This window comes from Emticicia aquatica (assembly GCF_923079645.1).
In the GTDB taxonomy this organism is placed as follows: domain Bacteria; phylum Bacteroidota; class Bacteroidia; order Cytophagales; family Spirosomataceae; genus Emticicia; species Emticicia aquatica.
The window spans coordinates 1-15831 of sequence record NZ_CAKLPY010000002.1 but is presented as its reverse complement, the minus strand read 5'-3'; the positions used below and the strand labels follow the sequence as shown (position 1 = coordinate 15831).

Annotated in this window: 9 protein-coding genes; 6 read left to right on the top strand and 3 right to left on the bottom strand. The window is 34.5% G+C overall.

Translation table 11 applies throughout. From position 1 onward, the window contains the following. Window positions 1-50 precede the first annotated feature (50 nt). Window positions 51-2267 (top strand): carbohydrate binding family 9 domain-containing protein, encoded by a 2217-nt coding sequence (locus MJQ71_RS09795; RefSeq protein ID WP_238806431.1) that lies wholly within the window; start codon window positions 51-53, stop codon window positions 2265-2267. A gap of 104 nt (window positions 2268-2371) precedes the next feature. Here the strand turns inward: MJQ71_RS09795 and MJQ71_RS09790 are convergent, their stop codons facing one another. Both MJQ71_RS09790 and MJQ71_RS09785 read right to left on the bottom strand, forming a co-directional pair. Further along, window positions 2372-3301, bottom strand: coding sequence for a DUF4249 domain-containing protein (locus MJQ71_RS09790; RefSeq protein ID WP_238806430.1), 930 nt, complete (start codon window positions 3299-3301; stop codon window positions 2372-2374). A gap of 5 nt (window positions 3302-3306) precedes the next feature. Then, window positions 3307-5736: a TonB-dependent receptor gene (locus tag MJQ71_RS09785; RefSeq protein ID WP_238806429.1), complete on the bottom strand. Its 2430-nt coding sequence runs from the start codon at window positions 5734-5736 to the stop codon at window positions 3307-3309. Between the two features lie 196 nt (window positions 5737-5932). On the opposite strand from MJQ71_RS09785, the gene MJQ71_RS09780 reads away from it, so the two are divergent. Then, complete coding sequence (locus tag MJQ71_RS09780) at window positions 5933-6439, top strand: hypothetical protein (RefSeq protein WP_238806428.1); 507 nt, start codon at window positions 5933-5935, stop codon at window positions 6437-6439. 74 nt (window positions 6440-6513) lie between these two features. Here MJQ71_RS09780 and MJQ71_RS09775 read toward each other — a convergent pair whose 3' ends face one another. Beyond that, window positions 6514-8190: an N-acyl-D-amino-acid deacylase family protein gene (locus MJQ71_RS09775; protein ID WP_238806427.1), complete on the bottom strand. Its 1677-nt coding sequence runs from the start codon at window positions 8188-8190 to the stop codon at window positions 6514-6516. 172 nt (window positions 8191-8362) lie between these two features. Between MJQ71_RS09775 and MJQ71_RS09770 the strand changes: the two genes are divergently transcribed. The 4 genes from MJQ71_RS09770 to MJQ71_RS09755 form a co-directional block, all read left to right on the top strand. Then, on the top strand, window positions 8363-12094 hold the full coding sequence (locus MJQ71_RS09770) for a sensor histidine kinase (RefSeq protein WP_238806426.1): 3732 nt from the start codon (window positions 8363-8365) through the stop codon (window positions 12092-12094). Window positions 12095-12148: 54 nt separating this feature from the next. Then, window positions 12149-12781 (top strand): response regulator, encoded by a 633-nt coding sequence (locus tag MJQ71_RS09765; RefSeq protein WP_238806425.1) that lies wholly within the window; start codon window positions 12149-12151, stop codon window positions 12779-12781. A gap of 179 nt (window positions 12782-12960) precedes the next feature. After that, on the top strand, window positions 12961-13965 hold the full coding sequence (locus tag MJQ71_RS09760) for a hypothetical protein (protein ID WP_238806424.1): 1005 nt from the start codon (window positions 12961-12963) through the stop codon (window positions 13963-13965). A gap of 11 nt (window positions 13966-13976) precedes the next feature. After that, window positions 13977-15831: hypothetical protein (locus tag MJQ71_RS09755; protein ID WP_238806423.1), on the top strand; the 1855-nt coding region annotated here is incomplete at its 3' end.

Sequence of the window (15831 nt, the reverse complement as noted above, 5' to 3'; positions counted from 1 at the left end):
TCATATTAAAATATTTTAACTAAATTTGTACTGAAAAAGCTCATCATCAAATGATAAAAAAACTACTACTAATTCTAGTTATTACAACTTCTATTGCCTTTGGCCAAGACGCTGATATTTTTAAGCCTGATTCTATCAAAAAATCAATTGAAGCTACGCAAATTTCATCTTCACTTCGTATTGATGGTATTATGAATGATTCGGAATGGCAAAAAATCAAGCCAACTTCAGGATTTACTCAAATCGAACCTTTTCAGGGTAGAAAACCTACGAATGAAACCGAAGTGAAAGTGCTTTATAATAAGCAGTACCTTTATTTTGGAATTTTCGCTCGTGATTCTTTAGGAAAAAAAGCCATTAGAGCTACCGATTTTAAGCGAGATTTTAATTTTCGTCAGCATGATATGGTTGCCTTGTCGTTTGATGGTTTCAATGACAAAAGAAATGCAATGGCTTTGGTAACGAATCCGTATGGTGTACAGCGTGATTTATTATCGTTTGATGACCTTTATTACGACACAGATTGGGACGGACTTTGGCGAGTAAGAACTTCTCGAACGGATTCGGGTTGGGTGGCCGAAATGGCAATTCCTTGGCAAACTTTGCGTTATCCAAAAACTACCGAAACCATTCAAAATTGGGGTTTTAATGTTTTTCGTAGCCGTAGAATGAGCAATGAACAAACGGCATTTTCGCCTTATCCTCGTTCGTTTTCAAATCTACGAATGACTTATGCGGGCGTTCTGAAAAATCTTCAACCACCTCCACCGTCAACGAATGTGAGAATTCAACCGTATTTTTTGACTTCATACGATAACTATAACGGTGGAAAAATTGCAAAACCTTCAGAAACGAATTTTAAATTAGGTGGAGAATTGAAATGGGCAATTAATCCAAATGCGGTTTTAGACCTCACAACAAATACAGATTTTGCTCAAGCAGATGCCGACCGTCAAGTAAATAATGTTACTCGTTTTTCGGTGTTTTTTCCTGAAAGACGACAGTTTTTCTTAGAAAATGCGTCACTATTTGGTGTTGGCGTTGGACCAAATCCTGATTTTTCTGGTGGAAATATGCAAGTTCAACCTTTTTTTAGTAGAAGAATTGGTTTGGATAATAAAGGAAACCCAATTCCTATTGATGCGGGTGGAAGATTTGTTTATCGTTCTTTGAAAAGAAATTTTGGCGTAATTGCGATGCGTCAGCGTGAAGTGGGGGATTCGCCAGCGATTAATTTTTTTGTGGGAAGATTCTCAGAAAATTTTGGTAAACAAAGCCGAATTGGAGGATTAGTAACTGTCAAAAACCGCCCTGATGGGTCAAATATTGTGGGTGCGATTGATGGATTTTTCCGTTTAGGCCAATCTCATTCACTCAACACAATGGCTGTTTATTCTACTTCTACAAATGGAGGTAAAAAAGGGTTTTCGGGTTTTGCTCAATATTATTATACCACTAATCAGTTCAAAGTTTGGTGGACACAATCGGTTGTGACCAAAGATTTTAATCCCGAAATGGGTTTTGTTTCTCGTAGTGATGTGGTCGGTACAACGCCTGGAATATTTTTTTATAATCGAGGAAATTGGTTACCAAAAAAATACATTCGAGCTTTTGAACCTGGAATTATGACTGAGTTTTATCACCAAGCTTCCACAGGTAAATTAATCGAACGCCAAATCAATATCAATCCGATTTGGTTTAATTTCCAAAATGGTGGATTTATGGGTTATTTGGTCAATCCTACTTTCCAGTTTTTACCCGAACCGTTCCAACCTTTAGGAACAACAATTTCGGTTGGAAGCTACAATTATGTAAGACAACAAATTTACGCAAGTACCGACCCTTCAAAAATGTTGAATATGACAATTCAGCATGATTGGGGAACATATTTTAATGGAAAATTGGTTGCTAATGATATAAAAGTGCAATTTGCACCAATTCCGCATGTATCAATTATTGGCCGTTTTAATCGAAATCATTTTAAGAAAGTTGGCGATGAATTAACGACAAAAAATGTAGATTTATATTCGATTGAAGGACGTTTTGCCTTAAATCCACGTGTACAATTGATTAGTTTTATTCAGAAAAATTCAGAAAATAACCTGCAAAACTACAATATTCGACTTTCATGGGAATATCAGCCCCTTTCATACATATATTTTGTGTATAATCACCGAGGTTTCGATAATGTCGAACAACCAAACATAATTAGGTATCAAACCGAAAACCACGTGATTGCAAAAATTAGCTATTTGAAGCAATTTTAAAATGAATTAATAAAAGACAAAAAAAGGTTTTCGATATTTACCGCTTAAATTTTATTGATGCAAAAGAGTGTTTGAGTTTTTTTTTCAAACACTCTTTTCGTTTTTTACTTTGCTTTAATTTCCTGCCAGCTTGCATTATAAGCCCCAAAACAACCAAAACCTCCATTAATATTTGTATATAATAATACAGGTTCGGCAAATGGATTATTATTTTCTCGCTGTTTTCGTAAAGAAGTATGATAATTATAATAATGAGAATCTGTATGAAAAAGGCCGACTTTGATATTTTGTAAGCTTTTAACTGATATATTTTGCCCTGTTGAGGGCTGTCCTTGACTCGTGAATGGTTGGAAACTTCTATTCAAAGAAATCAATTGTCCATCTGTGTTTTTATCATCAATTGTACGTAAATCAACCATTGTTGAGACTGGACTTAACACACTATTTTTATTGTTTTTAGGGTCAGGAATTTGATAAATAAAATCGAAAACGCTTAATGCACGATAAAAGTTATTTGCTCCAACGATGTCTTGCCAAATCACTTTTACGTTGTATTCGGTGTTCGTCACTTGATTGCCTCGCTGAATATCAACTATTTTTGTTGAATCAACTTTTACTTCTTTGATGTCAATTTTATTAGGAACACTCGTCGAAGCGTTAACTTTTCGACCATCTGGGGTAAATACTGTAATTGTATATGTTTTTCCTGATAAAATAGGTAAATCTGAAGGTAAGGCTCGGTAATACCCCAATGTAGAATGATATATCATAGAAACGGTTTTTGTACCATCCGAAATCTTGACGCTTGCATTTGTAATATCATTGCTGATATCGCCAGTAGAGCCAATGAGTACTTTAGTTTCTGTTATTTTTGCCGATAAAATAGTGTCTTGCGGTGAAATGAAACATGCAACAACCAGCTTTGAATCGGTTTGGGGTAAAATAGAAGGGTCGATTTCTTTAACCAAACTTTTACAAGAAAAGATTGTTAATTGGCTGATAATGAGTAAACTAAGTAGAATATGTTTTTTCATGAAATTTAAAACTTAAAATTATAGCTTACTGATGGAATAATCGGAAAAATCGAATATCGCTGCAAAGTTGTGATAGATTGATTATTAGCGTCGATTTTTGAGTTGAGTTGATAGAAGAATGGATTTTTACGATTATAAGCGTTATAAATGCTCACTTCCCAAGTACGTTCGTGGTGACGTTTCTTTTTATTAAACTGAACGCCTACATCTAAACGATGGTAAGGTTCGGCTCTAAAGGCGTTTTTTTCGCCATATTCTTGCACCGCTCTTCCTGTAAAAAGTGGCGTCACAGATGAGTTTGGATTAATATTATTTTGTCGAGTGTTAAAATTGCTATACGCATTGTATCTTGAAAGTGGAACAGTTAAGGCATTTCCAGTACCATAAACCCAAACAGCTGAGAAAGTAATGTTAGGTTTTATATCATAAATACCAACCAACGAAATATCATTTCGACGATCGTAACGAGGGTAAAATTCTTTGCCAAAATTCAATTCTGCAAACTTCCATTTTGTCCAAGAAAGTGTATATCCAGCCCAACCCGAAAACTTTCCAACTTTCTTTTGCAATAAAAACTCAGTTCCATAAGACCAACCTTTTCCAGCCGTTACGTTGTCTTCCCAACGTACTTTATTTGCACCAGTTACATCATTTACAAGTAAAAAACTTGCTCCTTCCTTGTAATTTATCAAATTCGACATTGATTTATAGTAACCTTCAATTGTAAAAGTTAATCCACTTTTATCGAAATCCTTTGCAAAACCAGCCGCTATTTGCTGCGATTGTTGCGGAGCAATTTTGTCGGTCGATGGTACCCACAAATCGGTTGGCAAACCTAAACCAGTATTAGTCAACAAATGTACGTACTGATTCATTAAAGCATAAGACGCTTTAAACGCCAAATCATTGCTTAACTTGAAAGCTCCCGAAAAACGTGGTTCTGGACGAATATAGTCAGAGCCAGAAACATGATAATTACTCATTCGGAGGCCAATATTCATCTTTAATCGGTCAATTGGTTTCCAAATATCTTCTACATAAATACCTGATTCGATAACGTCAATGTTTTCGATTTTGGTTTCGTAGCGACTTATATCCGAATCTTGTAAAACTACCGCACTTGGAGTAAAACGATGTGAAGTTGATTGAACGCCGATTTTAAGAGAATGTTGAGGATTTGGGAAAAAATCAAAATCATATTTAATTGAAAAATCTCTAATACCCGAATCGTATTGTAAATTATAAATCGATGTAGTGTTGGTTTGTGTATCAGTACTATTTTGGGTAGAGTTGATATTAAAACGATAACGGCTATAAATCAATGACAGATTGCCAAAAAGCTTTTGTGAAAATAAATGATTCCATCGTAAAGTGGCAGTTTCATTTCCCCAATTTAATCCATTGGTTGAAGAATTATCAGCACTTTTAGTATTTGTTTGAAACTTATCTTGACCAAAATATCCACTCAAATAAAGTTTATCTTTTTGCCCAAATTCATAATTTATTTTGGCGTTCAAATCATAAAAATAGTAACCGCCCGTTGTTTTTTCGATTTCGTTTTTTTGAGAAGCCTTGATAAATGGCGAAGCAACTATATCAAGATATGTTCTTCGAGCCGAAACAATAAATGAAGATTTTGTATTTGTTTGTTTTTTTGTTCGGATTGGCCCTTCGAGCGTAATTCTCGACGAAATCAAGCCAATGCCACCTTCTCCATGTAATTTTTCTTTGTTTCCTTCCTTCATATTCATTTCAATTACCGAAGAAAGTCGACCACCAAAACGTGCTGGAAAACCTCCTTTTGTCAATTCTACACTTTTTAAAGCATCGCCATTAAAAACCGAGAAAAAACCAAAAAGATGATTGGCATTATATACCACAGCGTCATCTAAAATTATCAAATTTTGGTCAGGGCCGCCACCACGAACATAAATTCCACTTTGTCCTTCCGAACCTTTTTGTACTCCTGGCATGAGTTGCAAAACCTTCAATACATCTTTTTCTCCCAAGAAAGCAGGTATTTTCTTGATTTGACTGATGGGAATATCAATTTTACTCATTTGTACTGATTCGCTGATGCGTTCTTCTTGGCGTTTGGACGACACCACAACTTCCTGAAGCTGATTAGAAGAAGCCAACTCAATATTCATTTCCAAGTTTTTGGTAAGTGGAAAGGTTTTTACAACTCGTTCGTAGCCAACAAACGAAAAAACCAAAGTAACTGATTCGTTTTCAGGAAGCGTAATGGAGTAAAATCCGTAGTTATTACTGGTTGTGCCGTTGGTAGTCGTTGGTACATAAACATTTACACCAATTAACTGCTCTTGGCTACCTTTTTCTCGTACATAACCACTAATTGTAAAGAGTTTTTGGGCAAAAATTTGTGATAAAAAAATTAATGTGAAAAATGCAGAAAATAGTATTTTTTTAATCATCAGTTTTTTAGGAAAAGATACTATATTATTACGAAAAAGGGTAAATAAAAGTTGTGTAATAAGTTGGATTTTAAAAAAAGCTAAACAAAAAAGTATAATTCCTTAAATATCAAGCGTTTATTTTTCTTTATACTCGCAAATTTGTATTTTTACGGAAGAATTTAATTACTTACCCTTAAAAATTGTAAAAATTATCATGGCAGAGAACGAAAAAAGTATTACTGATAAAGCAACTGAAATGGCTGACCAAGCTAAAGCCGTTGCAACTGAAAAATTTGCTGACTTAAAAGCAGAAGCAACTGAAGCAATTGATGACCTAAAAGCAAAAGCGTCTGAATTAGTGAGTGATGAAAAAATCAACGAAGTAAAAGCTCAAGCAGCCGAAAAAATTGCTGATTTAAAAGAAGATGCCAATGAAGCAGTAGAAGCTGCTAAAGCAAAAGCTCAAGAAATTGCAGCGGAAGCTTCAGCAACAATTGATGGTTTGAAAGCAAAAGCGTCTGAATTAGTGAGTGACGAAAAAATCAACGAAGTAAAAGCACAAGCGGCTGAAAAAATTGCTGATTTGAAAGAAGAAGCCAACGAAGCGGTTGATGCTGCGAAAGCAAAAGCTCAAGAAATTGCAGCAGAAGCGAGCGAAACAGTTGCTGAAGTTACAGAAAAAGCAAAAGGTTTTTGGAGTAAATTATTTGGTGGAAAATAATCATTGAAATTCCATATAAAAGGGTAAATCAGCGAATTAACGCAATGATTTACCCTTTTTTTTATTAATCAAGCTCATTTTTTCCAACCTGGACCTTTTACAAATCTACCCGATTTTGCTCCTGTATGAATCCCATCTTTTAATACTTGCGTGCCGTTGACAAATACATGAATCATTCCTTCCGAAAGTTGGTGCGGTTTTTCAAAAGTAGCCTTGTCTTGGATTTTATTTGGGTCAAAAATGACTATATCAGCGTAATTTCCTGCCAATAATCGACCTCTTTTTTGGATTTTTAAGTTATCACAAGGCAAAGATGTAAGTTTTCTAATGGCTTCTTGTAGTGAAATAACTTTTTCATCTCTTACATATTTTCCAAGTAAACGAGCAAAGTTCCCGTAAGCTCTCGGATGGTTGCTTGATTTTAAAAATACGCCCGATGCCGACATGGAAGCAGCATCAGAGCAGAAACTCATGTAAGGTAATTGTATTTGTTTTTTTACGTTTTCTTCGCTCATTAAAAAATAGACAACATCCACTCGTGAACCATCCTGAACAACCAAATCCATCGCAGTTTCGTACCAAGTTTTCTTTCTGATTGAGGCTACTTCTGCGAGTGTTTTTCCAATATATTTTCGGAGTGAATCTTGTTTAAATCCAATTAATAAAGTTTTTTCAGCACCAGCCGCTAAACATAGGTTTTCCCATTCACTTTGTGGATGGCTCATTTCATTGCCAACTTGCTGACGGATTGTAGCAGATTTCAACCGACGACTCCATTGGTCAAATCCACCTTCTTGAACCCACGGCGGCATAGCAGCGTCAAGCCCAGTTGCTCCTGCAATATAATTATACATATCAGCAGTTACGTTGATTCCTGCTTTTCTGGCACTGTCTATTTTTGCAATTACTTTATCGATTTTGTGCCAATTATTCTTTCCAGCGGCTTTTAAATGGTAAATTTCGCCATGAATTCCTGCTTCTTTCGATATCGTAATTAACTCATTAATGGCTTCTTCTAAACGATTTCCTTCACTACGAATGTGCGAAATATATGTACCTCCATATTCGGAAGCAACTTTGGCTAATTCGATTAATTCGTGTGTGTCTGAGTACGTACCAGGCGTATAAATCAATGCCGACCCAACACCCATTGCACCTTCTTCCATTGCCTTTCTGACGTGCTGTTTCATGCGTTCAAGTTCATCAATTTTCGGAGGTCGATTGGCATATCCTAGCTCATAGGCTCTTACTGTTGACGCTCCAACAAATGAAGCAACATTGCACGAAACACCCTTTTTTTCTAGAAAACTCAGGTATTCACCGAGGCTTTTCCATGAAATTTGATATTTTATGTCTCCTTGTGATTTTTGTGCATAATCTTTCATAGAATCGCTCAAAGGGCCCATCGAATCACCTTCGCCCATTACCTCGAGCGTAATTCCTTGTGTTATTTCTCCAAGCGAACGACCATCTTCAATGAGACTTTCGGTACTCCAACTGAGCATATTTACAAAACCTGGAGCAACCGCCATTCCTTTTGCATCGATGATTTGTTTAGCGTTTTTTTCGCCTGATAAATCGCCAATAAAAGCAATTGTATCGCCTTTAATGCCAATATCAGTTTTTTTTGGTGAAGTACCATTGCCATCATAAACTACACCATTTTTGATAATTAGGTCGTAATTACTAGATTTATTACAAGAGAAAAGGAATATTAAACTTCCTAGAAGTAGTAATTGAGAGGATTTCATTTGGTTTAAATCATTTTTTTATAAAAATATACAAAAAAGACGATTGAAAAAACCTTTGATTAGTTTCTTTGTCGAGCAAAACGCAATTGTTATTGGAGAAATGGCAAATTTTAATCAACTTCCGTAAATATTTCTATTCAGCGTGTATTTTTAAGGAAAATGAAACAAAAATATGTTGCATAATTTTTTTTTACGTTGTGTCTTAATCGTTTTATTTATTCACTGTTTTTTGTTGATTAAAGCACAAAAACTGAACTATCGAATTGACCATTTTGGTACTGAAATGGGACTATCGCAAGGCTCTGTTTTTGCCATGCTGAAAGATTCAAGAGGGACGATGTGGTTTGGTACTCAGGATGGACTCAATAAATGGGATGGAGAAAGTTTTACCATATTTAGGCCTTCAAAAAAGCAAAAAAATAGCATAAATGGCATCGAAATAAAGAAAATTATAGAAGATAGTGAAGGTGACTTATGGATTGGAACAGAATCTTCGCTCAACAGATACCGATACGGGAGCAATGATTTTGAAACTATTTTCACCAAAAATAATCGCGGAGAAATTGTCAAAAACGAAATTTTTCCGATAAAAGCAGCGAATGGTATCTTGTGGTTTTGGTCGGTAGAAGAGGGTTTGGTAAAATTGACTATAAAAACGAAGAAAAAGCAAATAATTTTGTCAAATAAATCTTTCAAAACTAATTATTTTCGCTCCGTTAATGCTACTCAATTTGATACTTTTGGAAAACTTTGGATTCATACAACCGAAGCCGTAATTAGACTTGATACTTCTACCAAAAAACTCGATTATTTCTTTTCAAATCATCCACAAAACAAAGCTGGAAAACCACTTGAAATCATTAAAATATTACCTGAGAAAAACTTCCTTTGGCTTGCTACCAATGAAGGTTTGGTTGCTATGAATGTCAGTAATAATGAGATTAAAGTTATCAAGAATTTTGAAAATAATAAACCAATTGACTTGATATTTGACTTAGATTCAGACAAAAAAGGGAATCTTTGGTTAGCTACTGAAAAGCATGGGTTATTGCGTTATTCGGTTGATAATCAATTGTTTGCTCAGATTAAAAGAGAGGCATTTTTAGAAAAAAACAACCTTTATATCAATGAAGTTAGCCAAATTTATGTCGATTATGATGGAATTATTTGGGCAAATACTGACCCTTACGGGATTGATAAAATTCAACTTTTGCCTGGAAATTTGACTTCTTTCAGAATTCCTTTTCCAGAAAACTTTCCTAAAGATTTACTCAATTATTCGGTGAGATTTATTCTGAAAGATGAGACAAAAAAACAACTAATTTTAGCTACACAACAAAGTGGGTTATGGTTAATTAATGACAAAAATTTAAGTATCGAAAAAAGCTATTTTAATGATGGGAAATCAAAACCTTTGCCGTCAAATACCATCAGATTTTTGAAACAAGACTCAGCTCAAAATATTTGGATTGGAACTTCGCATGGTTTGGCATTTTTAAAAAATAATACAATCATAAAAGTTAATAATCCTTATGGAAAAGACCTTTCGTTAACAAATTTTATACGTTATATCGAAGAGGATAAAAATGATTTATTAGTTGCGACCGAATCGGGGATTTATTTTTTAAATAAACGTAAAAACCGTTTTCAGAATAGGGTTGCGTTTGTTGATAAACGTATTTCATTAATTAAGAAAGTAGCTAATAATCAGTATTTTATAGGATTCTATAATGGTGGTTTATTGGAGGTTAAAACGACTGATAATTTTGAAATAATTACGTCAAAACCAATTTTTCAAGAAGGAATTCCAATCTGTATAAAGCAGTCGAAAAGCGATTTTTCTTGGTGGATTGGCACAAGTAATGGGTTATATCATTATTATCCGAAAACCCAAAATAAAGAGATTTTTACAACAGAAGATGGCTTGCCAAATAACTTTATATATGCGTGTGAAATTGATGGTAAACAAAATATTTGGCTAAGTACGAATCGAGGCATTGCTCGTTTTGATGGTCAACAAAAGCGTTTTACTTGTTTTAATCTAAATGATGGTTTACAGGCATACGAATTTAATGGATATAGCTCTTTTCAGTCGGCCGATGGCGAGATTTTTTTTGGTGGAGTTAATGGTTTGAATCGTTTTTATCCTGAAGAAATAACAAAGAGCAAGCAAAGTCCAAATATAATTTTAAATCAAGGAATAACCCACGAATTTGTTCAAAATCATTGTTTTGGATTTATTGATGAAAAAGATCTATTTAGGTGTCCAAACACTGAAAATGCTTCATTTATGGCTGAATTTAAGCCAATTCTGAATGATATTCCAAACTTTGGTTATTCCAATAAATCTGTTTGGTTAATGATGAGAGTAATGAATTTGGCGGATAAAAAGTGGCTGTTAGAAATTGAAAATAGCCGTGTAAATGAAGCAGATTTGTTTGTGATGGAGCATGATAGAATTATTTATTCAAAAAAAATGGGAGACCATTTTCCGTATGAACTTAGTACAATCAAAGATGCCAATCCAATTTTCAAAATTGATATGATTGAAAACCAAGAATATTTGATTTTTTTGAGGTTTAAAAGTACCGAAGATTTAAAATTTCCTGTTCATTTTTGGCAAGAATCAGCGTTTTTTCAAGAAATATCTGGTCGCAAAATTATTTGGGGTGTTTATTTCGGATTTATTTTATTGATTTCATTATATAACTTGTTTTTATGGTTGGTTATTCGAGATAAATCTTTGATTCATTATATTTTTTATGTTTTGAGTTTTGGAGCAATGCAAGGGGTTCTTTATGGCTTTTTTTATCAATATATTTGGTCAAATTCATGGTTAAATGATAGATTTCATTTGATATTCTTGAATTTGTCATCTTTTTTTATGATTTACTTCACCATCGAGTTTTTAAATTTTAAAGTTTATATTCCACAAATAATACAAAAAGTAAAAGCCTTTTCGCTTGTATTTTTATTGTTTAGTATTAGTCTGCTTTTTCACTACGATTGGTATTCAAATTTTATTGGAATTGGACTGACTTTTCTTGAATTGATACTTCAGTTTTGGGTTGTTTATTTTTATTTTTCTCATAAAATTCGGAATATCCGTTTTTATGCTTTGGCAATGGCTAGTATTTCGTTGGCAGCGATTTTTGTAGCATTAAAAAACCTCAATATCATTTCGGCAATGAACCAAGAATATTATTTGATGGTTGGCTCAATGTTCGAAATAGTGTTGTTTTCGGTAGCTTTTGGAGATAAACTACGACAAAGTCGAAAAGAAGAGCAAAGGCAACAAAATATAAGGAATGAAATTTCGACGAATTTACATGACGATTTGGCAGCTTCATTAAGTAGTTTAACGATGTATTCTGAACTTAGTCGCCAACGTCTTAGCAAACAAAATCCTGAAATTGCTTATAGATTTGAAAATATTAGCCAAAAGTCGAGAGAAATTTTGCGTTTAGTGCGAGAAGTAGTCTGGGAAATAAATCCTTCAAATGATCAATCAGAAGAATGGCTTGAACGAATTATTGGTTTCGCTCGAGATATTTTTGACGCAAAGCAAATTGACCTTGTAATAGATATTGATGAAGAACTTTATCAGATTGTTTTGCCAGTTTTACAGCGACGAGAAGTCTATCTTATTTTTAAAGAAGCGATTAATAATATTGCTCGACATTCAGAAGCTAACGAAGTGAGATTTTATGCTAAAAAAGAAAATAACTACTTGATTATAAGGTTAATAGATAATGGAAAAGGTTTTGGGGAAGAGGCATTTAAACAAGGGAATGGCTTAGGAAATCTCCAAAAAAGAACGGATAAAATCAATGCTAAAATAGCTATAAAATCAGTTAAAAATGAAGGCACTGAGATTAGGCTTGAATTAAATTTAACCTACTAAATTTAATAGTTTTTTTTGAAAAATAAATACTAAATCTTTGCAAGAAAAACCACTATGATAAGAGTTTGCATTTACGAAGATATACCCGATTTGCGGGAGTTAATCTCCGAAACGGTTAGGGGTGTACCAGAATTGCTTTTAGTAAATGCGTATCCTAATGCGACAAATATTTTAGAAAATATCCGTCGAGATAAACCAAATGTAGTTTTAATGGACATTCAAATGCCTGGCATTTCGGGTATTGAAGCTGTGCAATTAGTGAAACAAAAATATCCTGAAGTGCAATTGTTGATGCAAACTGTTTTTGAAGATAATACAAGAATTTTTGCTGCAATTTGTGCTGGTGCGAGTGGTTACATATTAAAAGATTCATCGCCCGAACGTTATGTTTCGGCGATTATTGATACCTATCAAGGAGGTTCTCCGATGTCGCCAAGTATCGCTCGGAAAGTCTTGACAATGTTTAAAAACCAAAATCAGAAAATAAATGATTTTATTGAATTGACCGACAGCGAACAAAAAGTTTTAGAGTTGTTGGTTCGTGGATTAAGCTACAAACTTATTGCCGAAGATTTAAAAATCAGTTATCCGACCGTTAATTTTCATCTTAAAAATATCTACCGAAAACTTCACGTAAACTCAGCAACCGAAGCCGTTTCTAAGGCTTTACAGAACAAATTGGTTTAAAGAAACACCTTTATTCTCTGCAAATAACTACTTATACTACTACATTTAGTAGTTTTTTTACTTTGCTTCAGCACCTAATTTTGGATGCATGAATACATCCGAAATAGTTCATTAATCGCTATTTCGGATGTATTTATTAAGCTTGAAATCTTGATTTTTAACTATTATCAACTATTCCCATGAAAAAGATTTTTTTACAATTAATTCTTGTATTGGTTATTTTAAATGCAAATGCTACTATCCGTCGAGTAAATAATAATCCTGGCGTTACTTTGGTAGCGGCATTAGTTTTTGCTGATTTTACAGCGGCTCAAACAGCAGCAGTAGCAGGTGACACGATTTATATCGAACCGTCTGACATAAATTATGGTTCGATAACTGTCAGTAAAAAGTTAGTGATAGTTGGCCCAGGATACTTGTTAAATAAGAACCCCAATACCCCTTTTGATAAGAGAACGGCGAAAGTTGCTGGACTTGCTTTTGGCATAGGTTCGTCTGGTTCAAAAGTTTATGGTCTTGATATTAAAAACCCCAACGGAAATTATGCTGATATCTTTTTTACAACAGCTACTTCTGATATCGAAATTTTTGGTTGCATTTTTAATGATTTGAGGAGTAATGGTTCAAATACTAATTTTTTTAATGGCTTATTAACCAATTGTTTTATAGTAGGAAGTGTCAGAAAAGCCTCTTTTACGATGAGTCATTCAACAATAGCTAATAATATTATTTTAGGTTTTTTTGAATCAAGTGATTCGGATGTAATCGTGAAAAACAATATTATTTTTGGCGGAATTGATTATACATCAATTTACTATAACAATATCATTTACTCAACAAATGTTGGAAATCTTTTTGATTTAAGTCCAAACGTTTATAATAATGTCTGCGTGGGCTGTACGGGAACACCTACAAATAATAACTTTTTCACAACTGCCCAAAATACAATTTTTGCTGTAACTGAACCTCGTACATTGGATGATTTAGAAGATGATAATTTTATTTTAGCTGTGAGTTCGCCTGCTAAAACGAAAGGTATTGGTGGAATTGATTGCGGGGTATTTGCTGGCCCAAAACCTTATATTTTGTCAGGCATTCCACCATTTCCAATGATAACTGCTTTTACTCAAGGAGCAATTTCTGCGGGAAATATTCCTATTACAATTAGTATCAAACGCAATTAAACACAATTAAAATGAATCATAAAATTAGCTTAAAAGGGCTAATCTTGAGCATTTTAATCGCATTCAATGTTGTAGGTCAGAATATCAATAAAGTTGAATTTTTTATTGATACTGACCCAGGCTTTGGTCTTGGTACAAATGTTCCGATTAGTCCAATCTTGCAGCGAGAAATAAGTAATCTTAGTTTTAATGTTCCTGTTGGAGGTTTATCTGTTGGTTCGCACAAATTGTTTGTAAGAGGGCGTTATGATGATGGTAAATGGGGACTTGTATTCGAAAATACTATATTAAATACTGTTACACCAATAGTTCCTTCCATCATAAAAGCGGAATATTATATCAACAGCGACCCTGGTTTTGGCAATGGTGTAAATATCCCGATAGCATCAGGGCAAACGACCTTGAGCAATGTTTCGTTTAGTATTCCGACCGGAATTCTGACAGCAGGAACGGATTATTTATATGTTCGGACGAAAGATGAGTTAGGAAAATGGAGTGAAGTGTTGATGAAACAATTAGATAATTTACCAACAAATTCATTGCCTTCCATCGTAAAAGCGGAATATTATATCAACAGCGACCCTGGTTTTGGCAATGGCGTAAATATCCCGATAGCATCAGGGCAAACGACCTTGAGCAATGTTTCGTTTAGTATTCCGACCGGAATTCTGACCTCAGGAACTGATTATTTATATGTTCGGACGAAAGATGAGTTGGGAAAATGGAGTGAAGTGTTGATGAAACAATTAGATAATTTACCAACAAATTCATTGCCTTCCATCGTAAAAGCGGAATATTATATCAACAGCGACCCTGGTTTTGGAAACGGTGTAAATATCCCGATAGCGTCAGGGCAAACGACCTTGAGCAATGTTTCTTTTAGCATTCCGACCGGAAGTCTGACCTCAGGAACTGATTTTTTATATGTTCGGACAAAAGATGAGTTGGGAAAATGGAGCGAAGTCTTGATGAAACAATTAGATAATTTACCGACAAATGCATTGCTTTCCATCGTAAAAACGGAATATTATATCAACAGCGACCCTGGTTTTGGAAACGGTGTAAATATTCCGATAGCGTCAGGGCAAACGACCTTGAGCAATGTTTCTTTTAGCATTCCGACCGGAAGTCTGACCTTAGGAACTGATTATTTATATGTTCGGACAAAAGATGAGCTAGGAAAATGGAGTGAAGTGTTGATGAAACAATTAGATAATTTACCGACAAATGCATTGCCATCGATAGTAAAAGCGGAATATTATATCAACAGCGACCCTGGCTTTGGCAATGGCGTAAATATTTCGATAACTTCAGGGCAAACGACCTTGAGCAATGTTTCGTTTAGTATTCCGAGCGGAATTCTGACCTCAGGAACTGATTTTTTATATGTTCGAACGAAAGATGAGCTAGGAAAATGGAGTGAAGTGTTGATGAAACAATTAGATAATTTACCAACAAATGCATTGCCTTCCATCGTAAAAGCGGAATATTATATCAACAGCGACCCCGGTTTTGGCAATGGCGTAAATATTCCGATAGTGTCAGGGCAAACGACCTTGATCAATGTTTCGTTTAGCATTCCGACCGGAATTCTGACCTCAGGAACGGATTATTTATATGTTCGGACGAAAGATGAGTTAGGAAAATGGAGTGAAGTGTTGATGAAACAATTGGATAATTTACCTACAAATGCATTGCCTTCCATCGTAAAAGCGGAATATTATATCAACAGCGACCCCGGCTTTGGCAATGGCGTAAATATTTCGATAACTTCAGGGCAAACGACCTTGAGCAATGTTTCGTTTAGTATTCCGAGCGGAATTCTGACCTCAGGAACTGATTTTTTATATGTTCGAACGAAAGATG

Bases quoted from the DNA above. Each gene is read 5' to 3' on its own strand.
- MJQ71_RS09785 (WP_238806429.1), bottom strand. From the start codon at position 5,736: ATGATTAAAAAAATACTATTTTCTGCATTTTTCACATTAATTTTTTTA.
- MJQ71_RS09795 (WP_238806431.1), top strand. From the start codon at position 51: ATGATAAAAAAACTACTACTAATTCTAGTTATTACAACTTCTATTGCC.
- MJQ71_RS09775 (WP_238806427.1), bottom strand. From the start codon at position 8,190: ATGAAATCCTCTCAATTACTACTTCTAGGAAGTTTAATATTCCTTTTC.
- MJQ71_RS09780 (WP_238806428.1), top strand. From the start codon at position 5,933: ATGGCAGAGAACGAAAAAAGTATTACTGATAAAGCAACTGAAATGGCT.
- MJQ71_RS09760 (WP_238806424.1), top strand. From the start codon at position 12,961: ATGAAAAAGATTTTTTTACAATTAATTCTTGTATTGGTTATTTTAAAT.
- MJQ71_RS09790 (WP_238806430.1), bottom strand. From the start codon at position 3,301: ATGAAAAAACATATTCTACTTAGTTTACTCATTATCAGCCAATTAACA.
- MJQ71_RS09765 (WP_238806425.1), top strand. From the start codon at position 12,149: ATGATAAGAGTTTGCATTTACGAAGATATACCCGATTTGCGGGAGTTA.
- MJQ71_RS09770 (WP_238806426.1), top strand. From the start codon at position 8,363: ATGTTGCATAATTTTTTTTTACGTTGTGTCTTAATCGTTTTATTTATT.